This window comes from candidate division WOR-3 bacterium (genome assembly GCA_013177935.1).
Taxonomy (GTDB): Bacteria; Hydrothermota; Tepidihabitantia; order Tepidihabitantales; family Tepidihabitantaceae; genus Tepidihabitans.
Genome location: JABLXZ010000002.1, coordinates 403,115 through 423,751 on the forward strand (window position 1 = coordinate 403,115; position 20,637 = coordinate 423,751).

A 20,637-nucleotide genomic window follows, 5' to 3' on the forward strand; every position below is an offset into this window, starting at 1 on the left:
TTAGGGTATTTCCCGGGTTGAGACCAGAGCAATAAATAGGAAGTTAGCCGATGCTAAAGGGTAAACTGAAAAATGAGCCTGGTTATCTTGAAACCTGGGGAACAATTAAAGGGCTTCTGGAGGTGTGGGAAAAGGGTCAAGACCTTGAGGTCAGGGGTTTCTGCACCGATATTGTGGAACTGTACAGCTGGCTTTTGCCTTCAATCGCCGCTGCCCATCCCCGGCAGGAGATTTACCTCGGTGCGATTCGGATTTGTGAGACCGAAACAGAGCGGGAAATACTCAAGCAGGAAATTCGATTGTATCTGGAGGCGCAATCCGGGAAAATGGAGCGGGTAACACCAAGCCGTCAGGTAAGATAGTAAACGCCCGAAAAGCAAAGCGGGGCGAAAACTCGCCCCGCTTTTTGTTCTGTTGCAATAGTTACTTTCGTTCGTCCATTGTCCAGGGTAGAGGTGGGTCGGTTTCAATGGTGTTCAGGTCGGTGATTGTGCCGTTGACCGCATTCAGTTTGAACACATGCCACCACATCCGGTTGTTCGCTGGTTCGGTGGGAACATTGTAGGTACGGATGAGGTTGCCGTACTGATAAATCCGGACCACAGCACCGGAACCGGTGATTGTGCTGTCTGATGACCACTGATGGACCGCGTAGATGTATTCGCCCGGGAATGCCTGAGTGATAGTGATGTGTTCTGGTCCATAACTGGTTACATCGTCAACATCAAGCGAGCAGTAGGGTGCGATATGACTATAGCCTTTGCGACCGAAGTAGACATGCCAGGAGTCACCTTCAATTTCCGGGGTCCAGATGTGGGAGTCAAGGTCGCGCGGATATTCACCCCAGGTCAATGCGATGGTGTAAGGATAGGCGGTGTCGGTGACAACAAAGCCCAGAGGCTCAGACCAGTCTGACACACCACCCAGTTTATCCTGTGCCTGAACTGAGACATAGTAAACGCCACCCTGTGCCCAGGAGTAAGAAGCGGAGTCCAGTGCGCCACTGGGAACCGGCACACCCCAATCTGAGGTGTCGCCGTTGCCCCAGTAAAACCGGAACTGAACCGCATCACCATCCGGGTCGGTGGTTGTCGCCGAGAAGTAGTAGGTTCGTCCTTTGACGCCGCTTATTGGTCCGGTTGGTATTGCCGGAGTTACAGGGTCCTGGTTGGCGCGCACCGTAACAACGAGCGCTGCTGACCAGTCGGACACATTGCCCTTGGTGTCTTTTGCCCGGGCAACAACTGAATATGTTCCCGCAGCATTCCAGAAGATTGATATCAACACCGAATCACCGCTCGGCACAAAAACGCTCCAGGCAGAGGTGTCGCTGGCAGCGGAGCCGTACTTGAATTGGTAGGAAATACTGTCGCCATCAGGGTCAGTTGTTTTGGCGCTGTACACACCGATGATGCCGATTCCCCTCATATCAGGTCCGTTTGGCTTGGCTGGTTTGTTAGGCACGCCAACACGGCCAAATAGGTTGCAGCCGGCAGTTGCCAAAATTACGGCAAACATTGCCAGAGCCAAGAACTTTTTGGTATGCATTAATAACTCCTTAGTTAGTTTTACAGCCTGCAAAACAATAGCGGATAAATTTCTTAATGTCAAATTGTTTGACAGACAATAAAGTATGTGTATTATTGTGCACATATGCACATAAAGACAGGTCTGAGCCCTGATGTTGTGTTTGCGGCGCTGGCGCACCCGGTGCGGCTGGAGATTTTAGCACTGCTTGCTCAGGGTCAGGGGTGCTTATGCAGTGGTAATGAGATGTGTGTTTGTGAAATCGCCCCGCATCTGGAGCGGGATCGGACGGTGATTTCAAGGCATCTGGCTATTCTGGAGCGGGCTGGGATTCTTGAGTCAAGACAGGAGGGAAGAAAGGTGATTTATCGGATTGCTGACCCGAGGGTTTTACAGTTGATTGAAATCGTTCAGGATATGGTAAAGAGGGAGGATAAAAGATGAAAAAAAGATGGGCTAACATTGCCGTGATCGTGTTGCTTGTTGTTGTGGTGGGTGCAGTTTTATTTGTCTAATATGGAGTGCATAGATGAAAGAAAGGTACAGGTTTCTAATCATCCTCGGGGTTTTTCTTCTTTTCTATTTTCTACCTTTTGAGCGGAGTCGGGTTCAGAATGCAATTCTTGAAGGTTTTCTGATGCTCCAGGACTATGCCCGGCTCCATGTGCTTTTGTGCCTTGTTCCTGCCTTCTTTATTGCGGGGGCGATACAGAACTTTATCTCAAAAGAGGCGGTGTTAAAGTACTTCGGTCCCAAAGGAAACAAGGTGCTTGCCTATTCCATTGCCTCAATATCCGGTGCGATTCTTGCGGTCTGCTCCTGCACGGTTTTGCCGATGTTTATGGGCATCTACTATGCGGGTGCGGGCTTAGGGGTGGCGACAACATTTCTCTATTCGGGTCCGGCGATTAATGTCTTAGCGATAATTATGACCGGCAGGGTTCTTGGTTTAGAACTGGGTGCGGCAAGGGCGATTGGTGCGGTTGTTTTTTCGGTGGTTATCGGGCTTTTGATGGCGGCAATTTTCTTTCGTTCGGAAAAACAGCGGGCTGAGGCGGCGGAGTTTTCAATCAGCACGGAGCCGCCAAGGCGTCGGTTATGGCAGAATGTCCTTTACTTCGGGGCGATGATTTTTTTCCTCGTATTTGCCAACTGGGGCAAGCCCAAAGAACCGATTGGCTTCTTCAACACGGTCTATTCGGTGAAGTGGTTTCTTGCCGGGGGTTTTCTTGTACTGACTTTGCTAATGGTCTGGCGCTGGTTTAATGGTGAGGAGCGCAAATCCTGGGTTTTAGCCACCTGGGGTTTTGCCAGGCAGATTCTACCTTTGCTTCTTGCCGGGGTGTTTGTTGCTGGATTCTTACTGGGCAGACCGGGTTTGAATCGGGGTGTAATTCCCGATTCGGTGATTGCCGGGCTCGTGGGCGGAAACTCGTTGTTCGCCAACCTTTTTGCCTCGGTCTCTGGTGCCCTGATGTACTTTGCGACTCTGACCGAGATTCCAATCCTGCAGGGGCTTTTGGGTTCAGGAATGGGTAAGGGTCCGGCACTGGCACTACTCCTTTCCGGCCCGGCGCTCTCCCTGCCTTCAATGATTGTCATCATCAGGACAATTGGATTTAAAAAAGCGATTACCTATATCCTTCTGGTGGTTATTCTGTCAACCGTTGTCGGAATCGTTTATGGCGCATTATTTTAGACGCAATGCGAAAAAATGGTTTCAAACTGGCTGGAACCAACAGTTTAGGATTGGAGGCGATGATGATTAAAATTCTTTTCGCCTGCGTGGGCAACTCCTGCCGGAGTCAGATGGCAGAGGGGTTTTGCCGGGCGTTGGGCAGTGATGTGGAGTGTGCTTCGGCAGGAACTCAGCCCGAAGAAGCAGTTTCTGTTGAGGCGATTAGGGTGATGCAGGAGGTGGGGATTGATATATCAAAGGCAAAGCCGAAAAGTTTTGGCGACCTGCCCGATTTAAAGTTTGACTATCTGGTGACGATGGGTTGTGAGGTGGAATGCCCGTATATTCCCGGCGTAAAAAGGATTGAGTGGAACATCCCGGACCCGAAGGGCAAGAGTCTGGATGAGTTCCGTCGGGTACGGGAGATAATAAGACAGGAGGTGGTGAAACTGTTTGCCGATATCGGCAGGCTGAGAGAAAAAAGATGAACCCGAATTGGGAAATTAGCAAAAAGGAGGAGCAAGATGAACATTCAGATTCTTGGTGTTGGTTGTCCCCGCTGCACTGAACTGGAGAAGCGGGTGATTGACACTCTGGCAGAACTGCAAATCGCTGCCAGTGTGGAAAAGGTGACCGACATTAAAAAGTTTGCGGCAATGGGTGTGTTGATGACCCCGGGTTTGGTGATTGACGGCAAAGTGGTAAGTCAGGGGAAAGTTCTGTCCAAAGAGGAACTGAAAAAACTGCTTACCGGTAAATAGGGTGCGATAATTGAAAAACATCTTACGCCGCTTTGCCGGTATCTTCCGCTTCTTCGGACTCTGGGTTGGAATTGGCGGCACCTATGCGCTGCTGGCTAACACCTGCCCCTGTTGTGGTAGGGCAAGTTGTCCGGTTGGTCTGGGCATCGCTGCCTTTTTTGGCGCGCTCGGCTCGTTTCTGATTCTCAAAGGCAAAACGTTTATCCAGCGGCTCTTGTGGTGGTTGCACAAAAACGGTTGACTTTTTAGGTTGCCTTATACTACAATTATAAAAGAGGCAGGTGTTTATCTTTAGGGAAGAAAAGTATGAGCGGTTCTAAGTGGCAGTTTGTTTCTATCGGGATTTTCCTTACCCTGACCTGGGCGCAGCCGGCAATAGAATGGCGTTCAATCGGAATGGGTGGTGGTGGCTGGTTTACAACTATCGCTATTGACACCCTGAACCCGGGTACAGTTTATGTTGGTTCGGATGTGGGCGGGTTTTATAAGTCAACCGATTACGGCTCTTCCTGGCGGATACTCAACAACGGTTTGATTGACTACTATGTAGAAAAGATTGTGCCCCATCCCCAAAATCCCAATGTGATTTATCTTGGTACCTGGGGCGGTGTCCACAAATCAACCGATGGCGGTGAAACCTGGGTGCCAAAACGGGACGGTTTTCCTGTGCCCAGCCGGTCAAATTACACCGCACCGATTGGGGCACTGACCTTTGACCCGACAAATCCTAATGTAATTTATGCGGGAATCGGTATGCCCCGGCTTATGTACACCGAATCCCGCTGGATTCAGACCTCGACCAAAGGAGCGATTTTCAAAAGCACTGATGGTGGCGAAACCTGGCAGATGCTAAGAGGCACAACCGGTATTGATACCACGGCGATGTTTTATTCCCTTGCGGTTGACCCGCACAATCCGAATGTGATTTTTGCCGGTACCCATTTAGGTGTTTATCGCAGCACCGACGCCGGGTTGACCTGGGAGATGAAAAATTCCGGTTTGCCCCCAATGCCGGACAGTGTTGTCGTGCGGGAGGTTGCGATTGACCCGGTTGACACGGGCAGGGTTTACGCCGCACTCTGTCCAATTAATGATAGTGAACGCAACTCGGTGTGTAGCGGGATATGGTTGACAACCAATTATGGCGAAATGTGGCAGCCCTGCACCACCGGTGCCTGGCGGATTAACTTCCGGCGGATAGTTGTTAACCATAAGAATCCGAATGTCCTTTACGCCGGTGCGCTTTATGGTTATGGCGGGCGCGGCGGTGTTTACAAAAGCACCAATCGCGGCCAAAACTGGGTTCGGGTAACGAATAACAACAATGTCAGCCGGGGCTGGATTTACTTCTGGGGTTATACACCTGATGGTCTGGCGCTGGACCAGAGGGACACAGCGATAATTTTCTATTGTAATTCCCATGCGGTGATGAAGTCAACCGATGCGGGTGGTAACTGGACTTACTGTTACGCTGAGTCGCTGGGCAATGGTAACTGGCGTGGCACCGGTCTTGAGGTAACCTGTCTGCGCCAGGTTGTTCCTGACCCGGTGGACTCAAATACTATTTACTTTGCAATGAACGATGTCGGACTGATAAAGTCAACCGACCGGGGCGCTTCGTTCCGGTATATCTTTGCGCCGATGTATCCCTACGGCAACACCACCTATACCATTGCCATTCATCCTGCTAATCACAACATCCTCTATGCGGGCACCGGACCCTGGACCTGGGTTTATGGTAAACTCTGGCGCTCGACCGATGCGGGTGCAACCTGGACACTGCTTTCTGGTTTGCCGGACACCGGTTACAAAAGTACCATCCTGATTGACCCGAACAGTACCGAAGACTCCACCATTCTTTATGTCTGGGTGGCAAAATGGGGTGTATACAAGTCAACCGATGGCGGTGAGAACTGGAAGCGCAAGGACAACGGGTTGAATATCACCATCCGCAGCGACTCGTTTATCCACAGCCATCCGCAGATGATGGCGATGGCGTCTAATGAGCCGAACACCCTTTACCTGTGTCTGCCCAAACGGGGCAAAATTTATAAAACCACCGATGGCGGTGACCACTGGTTTGAACTTCCTTTGTCCAGAAGGCTGGAAACCTGGGGTGTGGCGGTTTCACCGCTCAATGGTGCGGTGTTTCTGATAGCACGTGCCTCAATGTATGGTGGCGTTTACCGCTCATTTGATGGCGGTATGACCTGGGACTCCATACCCCGTTTCCGGATTGATGGTTATCGTCCCTGTGTGCGGACGGTTGCCTTCAGTCCGTTTGATACCAATCTGGTGGCGCTGGGTACTCTTGACTGGGCTCAGAATGACTCCTGTACCGGCTGGGGCGTTTATCTTTCCACGGACCAGGGTGAGACCTGGTTTGAGGCAAATCAGGGGCTGGGAAATCGGCGGATTTATTATCTTGCCTTTGATTTGTTCAACCCGCAACTTTTGTATGCGGGCACCAGTGGTAACGGTGTTTTTGCCGCCTCAATCAGTACAGTGGCAACAGCGGAAGCAAAAACCAGGGGAGGGAAAGATTACTATCTTCGGGTTTGCCCCAGTGTTGTCAATCAACAAACTCGGATTAGTTTTGTTCTTCCCAACCAGACCGATATCAGCCTTGCCATTTACGATGCGCTGGGTAGAAAGGTTTCTAACCTTTGCAACCAGCGCCTTGGTCCGGGTCAATATGAGTTCACCTGGCAGGGAGATTTACCAAACGGTCGTTTCGTAAACAACGGGGTTTACTTTGTGGTTCTTAACGCCGACACCGAAGTGTTGCGGCAGAAAATAACAATTAGCCAATAGGGAGAAATATGGGCAGCGAAAAGAAGTGCCAGAAGCCGGGAAACCTGAAGGGTAAGCCGGAAAAGTGCACGCCCGAACAGGTTCGCAAGTGCCACGGCACGACTAAAAATCACCCCTGCGCGAAGTAGGCGGCAGGGATTTACGGATTTAAGTACTCCTACTGTTTCAGGAGTTTAAACGTATTAGTTTCTGACTCCCGGCCAAGAAAAGTTGCATCATCAAGGTTTTTGACATCACCCTCCATCTGCAATGAGGTGTAGATGAAATTGTACTCCTCGCGGGGCATTGTGTGCTCCACCTTAAAACTCTGGACGCTGTTTGTTATTGCGCCATTCGCGGTAGCCACTGGCCAGTTGAGCAGTAGCACGACAGGCGATTTTAAATTCAGTTTTTTATAATAAGAGATATTTTCCGCCGCAAGGGTGGGTTCGGGTGCTGCTGGGTCGCCACTTGGGGTGGGCAAATGCTCCTGGACCACTTCGCTTAACCCAAACTCAATGTCCAGAATCTCGTGATTGACCGGATTGTACTTTACGCACATAAATGGTTTGCCGGTGACTTTCAGCGCCCGTTCGCCCCACATATTCAGACAGTAATAACTGTTGGGAATGTCTCCTTTCCAGTATTCATAGCGATTGCCGGAGATAAGGTTACACGCCAGTAACAAAACCAATGCCAATGCTACAGGCAAAATCCAGGTGCCGGAACGAACGATTCGCTTCATAATTACCTCCTTTAAGTTTTCAATTTTTATAATATTATTTGATAGTCTGTCAATAAATAACTCTTTTGGGCGGGGGGTGGTAATTGACGACCCAGAGAACGCCTTTGCCGGAGTGTTTCAAAACCTTGCCGCACGGCTAACTGAACAATGAAAGCGGGTATTTGACCGGTGGGCGAACTCGGTTAGGATTAGTCAACAAGAAAGCGAGGTTGATGTGAAAGCCATTGACATTGTAAAGTTAATTATCAGCATCGCCCTGCCCCTGGCAGCAGGCGCGCTCGGCAATATCGCCACGGCGCCGGCAATTCCTGACTGGTATCAGAGTTTAAACAAACCGGTGTTCAACCCGCCGAGATGGCTCTTCGGTCCTGCCTGGACATTGCTTTTTATCCTGATGGGTATCGCTCTGTTTTTAGTCTGGCGCAAAGGGTTTAATGCCCCGGGTATCAAACTGGCGCTACTCGTTTTTGTGATTCAGTTGGTGCTCAATGTCCTCTGGTCGTTTCTCTTCTTTGGCTTACGCTCCCCCCTTGCTGGACTCGTGGAGATTGTTATCCTCTGGCTGGCGATTCTTCTTACCATCATTCTCTTCTTCCGGATTTCTGTCCCTGCCGGTATCTTACTTTTGCCTTACATTGGCTGGGTCACCTTTGCCACTGTCCTCAACGCCGCGATAGTAAAACTGAATTCGTGAAAAGACTTAGTACGTTTTACTGATTAATTAAACTTTTTCTTAAACGCTTGCGTGATATGCTGTCTTACCTTTTCTCAACAAGGAACAAAGGATCTCTAGATAATTTTTTGTGAAGGGAAGTTTTGCGCTAAGCAAAAACATGGACTATCGCCCCCCAGAAAAATGGAATTAAAAATTGGTTTCATAATTTGGCGTTTTGTTCATATTTTGTAAAGTGTTTACCATTTCCGACAAAATTTTTCGGACAGTATTTATATTCCCCATTTTTTCTTGGCATACGGCTTGCCAAAGCATTGCTTTGATCATACCGGCTTTGTGATTCTCAGTTTTATAAGTTTCGAAAGTTTTAATAAATAAGCCAATTGCTTCTTGCAGATTTCCCTCGTAGTACATTTTTATACCTAAACAACACCCTAAATTTGCTATACCTTCTGTTTCTGAAAATTCCATTGATAGCTCTCTTCCCCACTCAAAAAATTTTTTTGCTTCTTCAATTAACCTATTTACCTCTGTGAAATTTTTTGTTCGACTGTGCATTATGACTTCAGCTAAACGGTGTTTTTGAAAAAAGAACCAGCTTGATTTCTGCAGAGGAATTTGGAGCGACAGCCTATAAAAGAAAACTGAGATTCGAGCGACAATTGGGATAAAAAATTTTAGTATTTTGGTAATGAATTTTCTGCTACTTTTTGTCGCGTACAATAACGTTAGATAAAATAATCCTTCGACGATAAAATGAAAAAAATCAGCGCATTCGAAGTATAACATGGAAGTAAATGTTCCAATGTCAAAGTCAGTCAATTTTGTTCGCCATATTCGTGTTTTCAAAACAGAGACGGCGAAGCAATAACAGGCATATAGATAATACTTTAATGCCAAAACTTTTCTTAACCCTTTCTTTGTGCATGTATGCTTAAATAGCCCCATGTAGTCAGACCCATTTCTAATTGTTTCATGGATGAACGCAGCCAGCCGCCTCTCAGGTTTATATGTCGTATATGGCAAATATTCAATTGCTTGGTTACGTTCTTTTATAGCTAAAGTTAAGTTCCCTGCATTTCTGTAAACTTCTCCCAAGTTTGATGAAAAAGCGTATCTTAGGTCAAAATTATTTTTTGGGATGTCTCCCCGCAAGGTCTGAAGTAGCTTCTCTGCTATTTCCCACAGTCCTGGTTTTTCCAAAATATTAGCCAAAATTAATCTCGCCGTAGCGGGGTGAAAAAAATATTTCCTTGTGTAATAATCAATAAATGTATTAATTTCATTTATTCTGATGAGCGCCAATTCGCGCTCCCTTATTTTAATTTCATCAAAAGAGGAAATATTTATCTTAGGGAAAATAATAGTAGATAAATCTAAATTCAATCGTTTAGCAATATTGTGGAGTATTTTACTTAAATCGCCCACAAGAATGTAATGTTCCCGATGGGACAAAAATTTTATAATTTCTTTGAAACTCTGATTATCTAAAATAGATTTTTTAGGAGTATGCCATATTACTTTTTTATTTGACTTGGTACGAGCAATAACTGGGAAAACATCAATGTCGTTATTACTATAACCCATAAAGAAAATATCATAATTAGCTGAAACTGATTGTAAAAATTCTGTTTTATACGAGGGTAAGCCTATGCCTACCATTTCTACCGTGGCTAATAACTTGGTATTTTGCGGATCTTCTGTTTCATCTAACGTGCCGTGCAATTTGTATAGGTAATTATTTTTGTTGGGATAACGTAAAGCGTTCGAGTAAATTTTAGATTCATGACCTCCCATTTGTTCGGGTACAATTAAAGGGACACCTAAGAGATGAAAGGCGTTTTCCACCAAATTATCAAAGTTTACTGTGATGAAGTGCCTACAATATCCGTATTTTGCCATTAACGCGAGGAAATAATGTCTGTAATTTGGGCCATAATTTTCTTTAAGGTATTTTGGCTTCAAAATATCGTAAAACTCTAATGAAGTTTCGCCTATCGTCCTTGATATAAAGTCTAATAATACTTCTAATGCAAGTCTTTTGACTTCATTGGTACCTTTTTCAGTGAGTATATTCTCGATTCCTGCTTCTCTGAAAAGCATATTCCTAATAAGTTGTTTGAGTCCGGGCAATACAAGATTCGAGGATAATTCACAATTATCAGAGAGAGGTAATAGAGAGGGATATTCTAAAGAGATTCCTGCTCCAAAGAAGAAAATAAGACAAGAATTTCTAAGCGAATTTGCAATTTCCTCTAATGCCTCGTCAAGATTGCGGGATACGATTAAAGTACTCTTTTCTACCTTATAGCACTCCATAAATTACCTTTTATTCAGTTTTTTGTCTTGGCCTGCTACATATCCAACTTTGATATGAATGCCTAAATTACCATATAAACGCTGTTGGATATTTGGCATCGTTGATATTTATAATTTATTTACATCACAAAGTCAAGGATTTTGGGTAAAAGTTTGCGATGGTCCGGGGCGGAAGGTTAGGTCCCGAAAAAGTCCCTTTTTAGTGCCGGAGCAGGCGTAAGCCGTTGATGGGCTGGAACCACGCCTGGACGCGAATGTCCTGATTGGAGATTCTTATCTGGGTCACTTTGACAATTGCATAGTAGTCGTCTTCGGTGCGAATGGCAAAGGAGACCGGTGCAGTGTTGAGCCGGATGATGTTATGGTAGGATGTGTCGCCGGCAGGTGGCACTGGTCCCTGTTCATCGGCGAGCAGGGCGAGCGCGGTCTGGCGCCAGGGTCCGGCAGGCACATTGGCGCTGGTGTCATAAGGTGCGATGTTGGGGCTGGCAACAAAGTAGAAAGGTCCGTTGGAGCCAAGAGCGAAGTCGGTGCAGAACCAGTCAATTGAGTCGCAGTACAGGGTGTCGTCCATCGGATAAGCCTTGCCCGTGCCGGTCAAGCGGTTCCAGCCGTAGCCCGGTTTATCTGGTCCAGAAAGTTCGCCCACAGTCACGGAGCCGGTCTGGACCGGTATGGTGGAAAGGGGAACGGTGTCTTCGTAAACGGTGGCGCCAAAGACCGCAGCGATTTTGTACATTCCGGTTAAGCCGTGCGGGTTGTGTTCCACGCTCAAAGCGGTGGTTTCAGCGACGGTGCTCCAGCCGGTGCCGCCAATCTCTTTGAACTGCAACCGGTAAAAGTTGGGCACACCTTCAACCGGCGGTTGCCAGGACAGGCGCACGGTGGTGTCGGTTGCGGCTTCAATTGTGAAGGCGGTTGGCGGACCACCCGGAATCGCCACGACCGTAACAAGAAGGGTGTCGGACCAGTTGGTCATCTGCATCCGGCTGTCGCGGGCGCGCACCGCTACCGCATAGATGCCCGCAGTGTCAAAGGTGTGGTTGACGAAAAGGTATGTGTCGCTTGGCACCGGTCCGCGCCAGTCGTCAACTGTGCCGCCCCAGTCAATCTGGTACCACAAACTGTCGTTCTGGGGATGGGAGGCACGAAAGCGGTATTGATAGGATACGCCGGTGGTGCAGAAGGCAGGACCAGCCGGCTTTTCCGGAACTCCGGGCGGCAGTAAGCGGATGTTGATAATCAAACTGTCGCTCCAGGGCGACTCTTTCAGTTGCGGGTCCCGGGCGATTGCCTTGATGGTGTAGGTGCCGGTGTCCGGATAGGTATGGGAACGCCGCACAGGCTGGCCGCTGGCATAGAATGGTGACCAGTCAATACTGGAGGTGTCGCCCCAGACGATTTTGTAGGAGACCTCTTTGCCTTCGGGGTCAGTGGCGACAAAGGTAAAGGTGACGGTGTCATAGGGACGGGCGGTTGTGGGACCGGAGATTTCCGGTGCGGTTGGTGGCTGGTTGGTGACACAGTTGACAATCACCAGTATCAGACACAAGAAAAACAGGCTTTTGTTCATAAAAACTCCTTTCGGCAGGATGGGTGTTTAAGAGGCACTGCCCAATAATATCGTGTTATTTTAAAAGTGTCAAGCGGGCGGTGTGCACATCTTCCGGTGTCTGGAGCAGGGCAAAGTAGGTGCCGGCGGTCAGGTTTCGGGCGTTGAGATGAATGCGGTGTTCGCCGGATGCGAGCCAGTTCTGTTTCAGCAGAATCTGCTCCCTGCCCAGGGGGTCAAATAGGGCAAGTTTTATCGGGCTTGCCTTTTTCAGGTGAAATTTGAGGCAAATCTGATTGGGCGAAGATAAAAAGGCGGTCAGATTGGTTGTGAGGCGGCTGGTGTTGCCATCTTCACCGATGCCGGGAATCAGGTTGAATGTCTCCATAATACTGCCGTCGGCACGCACCACTTCACAGGTGACAAGGTCGCCCGCGACATCAACGATGACAAACTGGTAGTTCGCTTCCCGATAAACGGTATAGGGCTGAATTGAGTCCCATTCGGTATGGAGCGGGGCGCCACCGCCGCCGCTGGTGATGTAGTGGATGCCATTGACCAGACTGTGCTCATAGGCGTGGACATGGCCATTGAACACCGCGCGCACCCGAAACCGTTCAAAAAGCGGGCAGAGGTACTCCTGGACCTGTTCATTATTGGAATGGTTGGAACTGGTGGTAAAGGGTGGTTCGTGAAAGGTGACAAAGATGTGTCGGATTGTGGGGTTGGCGCTATCGGCAAGGAGATGGGCAAGGAGCCACTCGTACTGCTCACTGCCGGGTGCAAAGTCGGAGTAGTTGTCAAGAAAGTAAAAGGCGGCGTTGCTGTACTGGAAGTGATACCACCGTTCATTGCCGGGGAGAAAAAAGTTGTCAAACCAGTTTGGTAGCGTTCTTATGTCGTGATTACCAAGAACCGGGTAAAGTGGTGCCTGACGCAAAAGCGCCTGTTCAATCTGGAAAAATGTCCGGTACTCTTCAACTGTGCCGTTGTCGGTCAGGTCGCCGGCATTGAGCACAAATTGAGCAGGCGGGCTGGTCAAGACCATCCGGTCAATTACCGCCTGATGTGCGGCGCTGTCGGTGCGATTGTCGGCGTAAACAAGAAAGCGAAAAGGTGCCGGAGCAGAACGCCGGGTAAAAAATGTGGCGTCGGCGGTCGTGTCCGGTCCGGAAATCACCTGATAGTGGTAAACGGTGTCGGGAAGTAGCTGGTTCAAAACAAGGTGGTGCGCGGTTGTTGGTGCGGTTTCTGAGATTTCCAGCGGGTAGTTGGTGTTAAGACCATACCGCACTTTGCCGATGTTTGACTCCGCAGATTGCCAGACCACAGTTATTGTGGAGTCGGTCAGGTTCTGCAGATAGGGCGGATGGACAAAAAGGCCAAATGCGGTACCGACAATGAACAGCAGAACGAGATAAACTTTACCTGATGCCATATGCATAGATAATAACATAATTATATCATTCGAGCAATGTTTAACATACGGCAGGAAAAGATGTTATGCGGCAAGAGATAAAATTTATAATATAACTATCCTTTTTTCAAATGGTTATTGAATTTTGCCGTCCAGTGGGCAGTCCGGGGGTAATTCCCGGGATAGTCTCTTACGCCCTTTTCGGGGCATTTTTCCCCGCTATTTTTATGGTGCTGGTTGGTACTGTCTTTGTTGTTGCCCTGCTGGCTCGTTGCCCATATATTTAGAGCCCGATTTTCACTGTTATTAACGGGTCAATTTCTTATCGGGTCTCAAGCGTGGTTTAAGGGCGGACATCAGGGATAGTTTTCAGTATCGTCGTTCAAATAACTTCCAGTTGAACAGCCGGGTTACACCTGTAGTAAATCTTCCTGTTTCTTTAAGGCTGTGCCTTCAGTGCAGTATCATTCCCAGTGAGAATGATAGGGCGCCAAGCCAGTTTGATGTGTAGCCGGTGCTGTTGGGGTTTTCCGGTTTCTTCTGGGTGCCTTCGGCGCCGCCGCCGAGATAGCGCAGGTTGACAAAGCCATCAAGGAACCGGTTGATGCGACCACCCAGGCGTAAGGAGCCGTCAAGGATTGCGCCCTTGAAACTGCTTTCGACATTGGTGGAGCCGGTGACAACAGTGCCCTGCGCATAGATGCCATCAACTTCTGCTGCCCACCAGAGATAGCGGTTTAAAGGCATCCAGATGCGCGCTTTTAGCGCCGGTACCGGACCAAGGTTGTTGTAAACCCGCTGTTTGGTGCCGTCAAGCGCGGTGAAGGAGATGGAGGCGTTGCGCAATTGAAGGGAAAGACCGATTCCCAGTTCCTGGTCGGCATCACGCAAAAGGTCGTAGAGCCAGCTGATGCGGTAGAAGTCAAATCCGTAGCGTAAACTCATCGGTGTGCCGGCAGGAAATGTGTCGGAGTCAAGAATCAGTTGTTCAGGCAGGGTGGTCAGGGTGCGGACATCAAGCGGTTGATAGAGGAATACAAAGGTATGGCGCGGTTTTAAGTGCAGTTCAAATGAGCCGCGCTGGAAAGGGAAGAGGTTTTTCTGGCCACCGTTCTGGACATAGTCAAAGGTTGTGCCATCAGGTCCAAAGCGGATTGAGTGTTTCTGGAACCGGAATGCCCCGGTTTCGTATATTGCCCGCAGTTCGTAGTTGTGCGCGGGATTGTTAATCTGGGCACAGGCGGGCAGGATAAGTGCCGCCAGGAATAGGATGCTAACAAAATTCTTCATTTTGACCTCCTTTGAGAGATATTACAGTTATTGTTGAGTTTGTTCAATAAAATCTGCGATGAGGAGGAAAATCAAAGGCGATTGGAAAAGTTGACAGAGTGGTTAAGAAGACTTATACTGTTGATAGAAAACTCGTCCCCCCTTTGGCAACGGGAGAGGTTGAGTTAATTTTCCGCCAATGCCCGTAAACTATAAGGAGGTTTAATGCAACGGGCTAAAGTTATTTCGGTTCTGCTGTTAACATTTGGCACCCTCGTCTGGGCGGCAGAACAAGCCAGTTCCATTGGAACTGTAAATCGGGGTGCGTTTGACCCGCGGGTTAAGGCGTTGCGGCAGGAGCAGGAACAGGTAAAGGACAATCCGACAAAGGTGAGGGAGATTGAGAATCGAATTCAAGAAATCTATCTTGAATACGACCAGTCGGGTGGCAGGGCAGATAATGCCATAATCCTTGCCGCCAACGACGAGCAACAGTTATTTTCTGATGGACCGGATGTGGTGATTGACACCGGTACCATCTGGGCAACCGCTGCCGACTACGAGATGGACGGCACGATGTGGGTGGCATATTCCCGGGAGCGTGATTCAAGTGTGCGGGTGGTGAAGTCAACCGACCATGGCAGTACCTGGCAACCGGTAATAGGATTTTATACCAATCCCCGTTCTTTAATTAAACGGCTGGGAATGGTGGTTGGTGCCGGAGATTCGGCATTTGTGTATGTTGGGGTTATTCACCCGAATAACAACGGTGATATGCTCTGCATCCGGTTCAATCGTGATGGCAGCGGTTTCACAGGTTTCATGGCGCTTCAGGGTGCGGACACCATCAACAACTTCACAATGTGCCGGGACTATGTTTACCCTTACTATTTATATATCTGCGCGGGCGACGAAGACAATACACAGGAGTTGGATGATTTCATGCTGCGTTCCACCGACTTTGCCAAAAACTGGACTACGACAAACACATTTCGTTTTGTCAGCTGGGGTTCCTATCAGGCGGGTGCGGGTTCTTATCTCTACCTTGCAGGATATCCAGGTTTCAGTCCCGCTCGCGGGCGTGTTAATCTATTAGTAAATAGGTTTTTTGGCGTACCCGACTCCTGGCATGAACGGCAGGTTCAGTATGATACATTTGAAGTTGCGGACCCGGTGATGGCACCTTCATTTGTTACACCACCCCAGAACGCGGTGATCTGGGTGGTATATGCGCACAATTATCTGAACTCGGGCGACTGGGACATCATGTATGCGTATTCAACCGATGCGGGCAACTCCTGGAGTTCCAGTTACTATCTTGCGAGCAGGACTGACCGCTATGAGCGGTATCCAGACCTCAAGAACTACACATCGGTTGGTAACGAGTATGTCAACGCCTCTTATGTCAGTGAGGCGACTTACCGTTATGTTTACCGGCACTGGGCAGCACAGAGTGACCCGGTTAACTGGTCTGACACCTTGCGGATTAACTCCAATTCCGCAGGAACCGGTAGAGAGATAAAGCCCCTGTTAGTGTATTCACCGGGTGCGCCCGCTACCGGTGCCGGGTGTGTATTTGTTGGTCAGGGTTTGCGGGGTCTCTACTGGAACGCACCCTGGATGGTTGGTATTCAGGGGGAGAATGCCGCACTGTCAGTAAATAAGAGCGGTTTTGAGGTGCTGCCCAATCCGGTTACCAATCACACCACATTTTTCTGGAGCGGCAATGCTTCCCGGTTGACAGTCTATGATGCCAGCGGCAGACAGGTGTGGTATTGCAACAATCCAACAAGCGGTGTGCAGTGGAACCGAACCGATTTGTCCGGAAAGCGGGTGAGTGCAGGAGTTTACTTTGCGCAACTGACCAGGGCGAATGGTATCAGCAAAAGTACCCTGGTGGTGAAATAAAGAGTTAGCGGGAAGTTGAACGGGGCGGCGCAATGCCGCCCCTTTTTACTGTTCAATTTTCTCTATCTGATAGACCGCAATCTGACGGTTAACATCCATTAACAGCAGGGTGAAGCGGTAGCCGGCAGAGATGTAACTTTCACCATCTGCCATATACGCCATAAACTCCGGATGCCACGCCGGGTCCTGAAAAACCCAGAAGGCAAGCGCAGGCAGGCAGGCATCAAACTCTTCTTGCCCCTGTTTTGCCCGGAGGTACAGTTCGGTATAACTGAGTACCTGCGGCGCCAGGGGGCGTGCGGCGTTGACCGTGGAAGTTTTATGATAACGGCTGGGCAGAAAGACCGAGCGTAAAGTGCCTTTGATAAGCGGCTTAACTTCGGCACAGGCGGCAATCAGGAGGCTTTCGGTCGCCGCGGTGGGCGCGGTGACCGGAAAGACCGCAAGGTTACTGCCCAGTTCGGGCTGATTGGAAACCAGTGGCATGCCCCAGCCGCCATCAAACACCCAGATGGTCCGGTTATCACGGAAAGGGTAGTAGTGGAAAAGCGAGTCAAGCGCGGTGAGGAACTGGAGCCGGTTAAAACTCCACTCGGTGCTGGACACCACAAGATACTCCCCGTAGTTGAACTCCCAGAAAGGACCAACCGTCTTGCCAAAGAACGGTACCGGTTTGGTGTGGTCGGCAAGGTAGTAACTCAACAGGACGCTGCTCTGATAGTCGGCGAAGATGGTGTCGCCTTCTGGGGCGTTGTCTTTTAGAGTTGCAATCGCCCGGTGCATAAGTTCTTGACGGGCGTTTGGTCGGGAGATGTGCTGTGCCGGCGGCGTGAGAAAGATGTTGGTTGCGAGCATCAGGATGCCGGCGCTGGCGGGTTTGAGCCAGTCAATTTTAGGTATTGAACTTAATGCGGCGGTGATGCCGATTACGACAAAAAGGGCAAGGACGATTGAATGCCGGGTGCCGCCATAGGGCAAGAGATGGAAAAAGGCGCAGAGGATATTAATAACAAATGGTGCGATGAGCAGAATGGTCAGGTTCCAGCGGCGTTTGATGATGGTGAATACGGTGCCAAAAAGAAACAAAAGTAGTCCGACAATACCGAAGGGACGGGAAGAAAAGAGATAGGAGAATAAGTCAAAGGTGGTGCGGAGAAGGAAGCGGATGGGTGATTCCAGTTCTGGATGGAAGTAAGAGGCGCGGAGCCAGCCGGTCAGGGCAAACTGCTGCATCGGGCTACCTTTTAGATGCACGATGTGGGTAAAGTAGAAGAAGGCATAGGTTATAAGTGCGAACAGCTGACCCAAGCCGCCCCAGAGCCAGAGCCGCTTTTTTACCTTCTTGCTTATCGCCCGGAACAGAAAAAGGATGCCAAGTGCAGCCGAAAGCACCAGACCGGAGTACTGAGTGGCGCCCGCCAGTGCCGAGAAAATTCCGGAAAGAAAAAGGGCACCAGGACGGGATTGGGAAAAGCCGAGTTCCATAAGGTAAAGGGCGACGGTCATTAAGAAAAGGAGCAGGGCGTACTGGCGAACTTCGGCAGAAAGTCCGACCACCGCGGGCAGGAAGGCAAACAAAATCGCACCGGACAGGGCGCTTTGTTGATTCATTTTTAAGCGGAGGAACTTGTAGAAGAAATAGACCGCAGCGGTGCCGGTGAGAACCGAAAACAGCCTGAGCCATAGTTCCGAAGTTCCGAGCAGACGCCAGAAGTAGAGAAGGATAAAGGTTAATGGCGGATGGGGCTGGGTTAAACCGGCTTGAATTACTGCGCTCAGGTTCGGTTGATTGGCAACGAGAAATACAATCGCTTCATCCGGGTTGAGAAATGTGCCGCGGGCGGTTAACAGCCGCAAAAGCAACCCGCCAGCAAGGATTGGGATTATAAGGTAACGCACGCTAAATCTTCTTTGTACAAAAGGTTAAGTCAAGAACGCGCGGCCAGAAGGTTTACAATTAAGTGCAGTGCACGCCGTAAACATTGATTACTGCGGGTCAGTATCAGGAGAAGCGAAAACCTATCATTCACTAACCGAGCCATCACAACCTAACAGGCAGGGCGGTAAACCCCGCCCTGCCTTTTTCCGTCCCGGACCGGAACACGATATTAAAGGATTGAAAACCGTTACGCAAAGGTTTGCTTGACTTTAATGTTAGATAGATTACACTTTAATCGAAGTATCCCTGAAGCAGTCCACCAACGGGTGCTGAGATGCCTTAAGGATATTTCACAAGTAAAAAGAAAAGGAGCATAAGATGAGAAGTATGATAGTCACGCTGGCATTAGTTTTAATGCTCAGCAGTATCTGGGCGGCGGTTGACCGCAACGCCCCGGGCACTCTGTTTCAAGACCGATTTCCCGTTTTTCAGAACGGAGGTTCATCGGAAGGAGCGGTTCCGTACCGATTCACAAACGAAGGCGATGCACTACCTGGACAGGTTGATAAACCAGCAGCACCCGCTTTTGGCGCGCCGCCCCAAATTTTAGAAATGACTGATGAGGGGAATCCGGTTGAACCCAAGCCATTGTGGGGAGAGGATATTCAGGTTTATGATGGCGGAATCAAAAGCCCAGTACCAGCGGGTTCGGAGCGGATGATTGCCTATGACCAGACCCACGCCGGTGTTCTGTTTGCGGCATTTGTGGTTGAGAATGGTGACACAATCAGGATTTACCGATCAACCGATAGCGGCAATACCTGGAGTAATTGGAATGGGGTGCAGCATCCGAGCAATGTGCTGAGTTCACCAGAACTGGTTGTCGCAGAGGGCGACTCCAGTTTTGTATTCCTTTTTTTCCGCACATCGGCGAATAATGGCGATGCTTACTGTGCCAGATTCGGATTAACCGGCGGTATTAATATGTTTTCGGTTAAGGTGGATAGCGATACCATTGTCAATCTTGCCGCATGCAAGGACAACGGCAATCCTTATTATCTCTATGTTACTTATGAGTTACATGATGGCACTTATGATGTTTGGCTGATGCGTTCAACCAATTATGGAATAACCTGGACCGCACCATCGGGTTTTGTTAATGATACCCGTATTCCACCTAAACCGGACATCGCGGTCGGTTACAACAACCGGGTCTATGTCTCTTGGCTTGATAAACGGCAGAGTTCGGTTGACTCGGCTTCTTTCCGGATTAAGCGTTCTACGGACCGGGGGAATACCTGGGAGCAGTCAAGGCAGGTGGGAGGACCGCAGGTGCGGGTGTTTGATGGCGTGATTGGAGCGGATAATACCGACCCGAGCATCTGGCTGGTTCATGTCCGGGATATGGAGCCCTTTAATGGGATGGGGCTGGGTGTATTCTATTACTACACCACGACTGATGACACAATCTGGTATTACGGTGGTGATGAAGGTATTGGCCACGGTGATACCGATAACAACGAAAAGATGCCCAGTATCGCTACCCATTGGTCATCGGGCGTTCCGACCGTATGTTATGCCATCGTGCCATCGGAATCACTGATGTTCACCTGGTGTCCTGGAGATACGAACTGGACAACGCCGCACAAGGTGAACAACCATCGGCACACCGGCAATTTTGCACCAGCCGCCGGGTGGAAAAATGTCGGTTCCGCTTCTTTTTCAACTGTGCTCTATGCCGGTGTTGGACCAGAGGACCTGTGGTTTGACTCCTGGGATAATACAACCGGAGTGAATGAGGAGAATCCGGCAGGAATCAAACAGGTGGTTGCGGTGAAACCAAACCCGGCAACGGGTAGAGCGGTAATCAACTGGGCAACTGTTAGCAGCGGCACAGTGCAACTGACGATTCACGATGTTACGGGCAGACGAGTTGCAACACTCGTTCAGGGACATTTGAATCCGGGTGATTACCAGACGGTCTGGAACTGCGCGGATGTGCCCGCAGGTGTTTATCTGTACCGGTTGAATGGAACATCAGCGGAAACAGGCAGGATTGTAGTTTCCCATTAAACGCCGCTGATTAAAGGGGCAGGATGTGTTTAATCCTGCCCCT

At 49.3% G+C, this 20,637-nt stretch carries 17 protein-coding genes; 10 read left to right on the forward strand and 7 right to left on the reverse strand.

Going from position 1 to position 20,637, the window contains the following annotated elements:
• The first annotated feature begins 50 nt into the window (after window positions 1–50).
• Window positions 51–362: a hypothetical protein gene (locus HPY86_04985; protein ID NPV14268.1), complete on the forward strand. Its 312-nt coding sequence runs from the start codon at window positions 51–53 to the stop codon at window positions 360–362.
• 61 nt (window positions 363–423) lie between these two features.
• Here the strand turns inward: HPY86_04985 and HPY86_04990 are convergent, their stop codons facing one another.
• Window positions 424–1,548 carry a PKD domain-containing protein gene (locus HPY86_04990; GenBank protein NPV14269.1) on the reverse strand — a complete coding sequence of 375 codons (1,125 nt, stop codon included), beginning with the start codon at window positions 1,546–1,548 and terminating at the stop codon, window positions 424–426.
• A 105-nt stretch (window positions 1,549–1,653) separates the two neighbouring features.
• Between HPY86_04990 and HPY86_04995 the strand changes: the two genes are divergently transcribed.
• From HPY86_04995 to HPY86_05020, 6 genes are all read left to right on the forward strand, one after another.
• Window positions 1,654–1,971, forward strand: coding sequence for a winged helix-turn-helix transcriptional regulator (locus tag HPY86_04995; GenBank protein NPV14270.1), 318 nt, complete (start codon window positions 1,654–1,656; stop codon window positions 1,969–1,971).
• Between the two features lie 85 nt (window positions 1,972–2,056).
• Window positions 2,057–3,226 (forward strand): permease, encoded by a 1,170-nt coding sequence (locus HPY86_05000; GenBank protein NPV14271.1) that lies wholly within the window; start codon window positions 2,057–2,059, stop codon window positions 3,224–3,226.
• Window positions 3,227–3,285: 59 nt separating this feature from the next.
• Entirely contained in the window at window positions 3,286–3,693 is a 408-nt protein-coding gene (locus tag HPY86_05005) for an arsenate reductase ArsC (protein NPV14272.1), read from the forward strand.
• 36 nt (window positions 3,694–3,729) lie between these two features.
• Window positions 3,730–3,966 carry a thioredoxin family protein gene (locus HPY86_05010; protein ID NPV14273.1) on the forward strand — a complete coding sequence of 79 codons (237 nt, stop codon included), beginning with the start codon at window positions 3,730–3,732 and terminating at the stop codon, window positions 3,964–3,966.
• Between the two features lie 10 nt (window positions 3,967–3,976).
• Window positions 3,977–4,207 carry a hypothetical protein gene (locus HPY86_05015; GenBank protein NPV14274.1) on the forward strand — a complete coding sequence of 77 codons (231 nt, stop codon included), beginning with the start codon at window positions 3,977–3,979 and terminating at the stop codon, window positions 4,205–4,207.
• Between the two features lie 65 nt (window positions 4,208–4,272).
• Complete coding sequence (locus tag HPY86_05020; GenBank protein ID NPV14275.1) at window positions 4,273–6,780, forward strand: hypothetical protein; 2,508 nt, start codon at window positions 4,273–4,275, stop codon at window positions 6,778–6,780.
• 157 nt (window positions 6,781–6,937) lie between these two features.
• Here HPY86_05020 and HPY86_05025 read toward each other — a convergent pair whose 3' ends face one another.
• Window positions 6,938–7,504, reverse strand: a complete 567-nt coding sequence (locus HPY86_05025) for a hypothetical protein (GenBank protein ID NPV14276.1) — start codon at window positions 7,502–7,504, stop codon at window positions 6,938–6,940.
• Between the two features lie 214 nt (window positions 7,505–7,718).
• On the opposite strand from HPY86_05025, the gene HPY86_05030 reads away from it, so the two are divergent.
• Window positions 7,719–8,198, forward strand: coding sequence for a tryptophan-rich sensory protein (locus HPY86_05030; GenBank protein NPV14277.1), 480 nt, complete (start codon window positions 7,719–7,721; stop codon window positions 8,196–8,198).
• 168 nt (window positions 8,199–8,366) lie between these two features.
• On the opposite strand, the gene HPY86_05035 is transcribed toward HPY86_05030, so the two are convergent.
• The 4 genes from HPY86_05035 to HPY86_05050 form a co-directional block, all read right to left on the reverse strand.
• Window positions 8,367–10,496 (reverse strand): hypothetical protein, encoded by a 2,130-nt coding sequence (locus tag HPY86_05035; protein NPV14278.1) that lies wholly within the window; start codon window positions 10,494–10,496, stop codon window positions 8,367–8,369.
• 199 nt (window positions 10,497–10,695) lie between these two features.
• Window positions 10,696–12,069: a fibronectin type III domain-containing protein gene (locus HPY86_05040; protein ID NPV14279.1), complete on the reverse strand. Its 1,374-nt coding sequence runs from the start codon at window positions 12,067–12,069 to the stop codon at window positions 10,696–10,698.
• A gap of 55 nt (window positions 12,070–12,124) precedes the next feature.
• A complete protein-coding gene (locus HPY86_05045; GenBank protein ID NPV14280.1) occupies window positions 12,125–13,486 on the reverse strand; it encodes a hypothetical protein in 1,362 nt (453 codons plus the stop codon).
• A 432-nt stretch (window positions 13,487–13,918) separates the two neighbouring features.
• Window positions 13,919–14,755, reverse strand: coding sequence for a hypothetical protein (locus tag HPY86_05050; protein NPV14281.1), 837 nt, complete (start codon window positions 14,753–14,755; stop codon window positions 13,919–13,921).
• A gap of 204 nt (window positions 14,756–14,959) precedes the next feature.
• Between HPY86_05050 and HPY86_05055 the strand changes: the two genes are divergently transcribed.
• The gene (locus HPY86_05055; protein ID NPV14282.1) at window positions 14,960–16,642 is read left to right on the forward strand and encodes a T9SS type A sorting domain-containing protein; all 1,683 of its coding nucleotides are present in this window, start codon (window positions 14,960–14,962) and stop codon (window positions 16,640–16,642) included.
• A gap of 45 nt (window positions 16,643–16,687) precedes the next feature.
• On the opposite strand, the gene HPY86_05060 is transcribed toward HPY86_05055, so the two are convergent.
• A complete protein-coding gene (locus tag HPY86_05060; GenBank protein ID NPV14283.1) occupies window positions 16,688–18,541 on the reverse strand; it encodes a hypothetical protein in 1,854 nt (617 codons plus the stop codon).
• 358 nt (window positions 18,542–18,899) lie between these two features.
• On the opposite strand from HPY86_05060, the gene HPY86_05065 reads away from it, so the two are divergent.
• Window positions 18,900–20,594, forward strand: coding sequence for a T9SS type A sorting domain-containing protein (locus HPY86_05065; GenBank protein ID NPV14284.1), 1,695 nt, complete (start codon window positions 18,900–18,902; stop codon window positions 20,592–20,594).
• Window positions 20,595–20,637 lie beyond the last annotated feature (43 nt).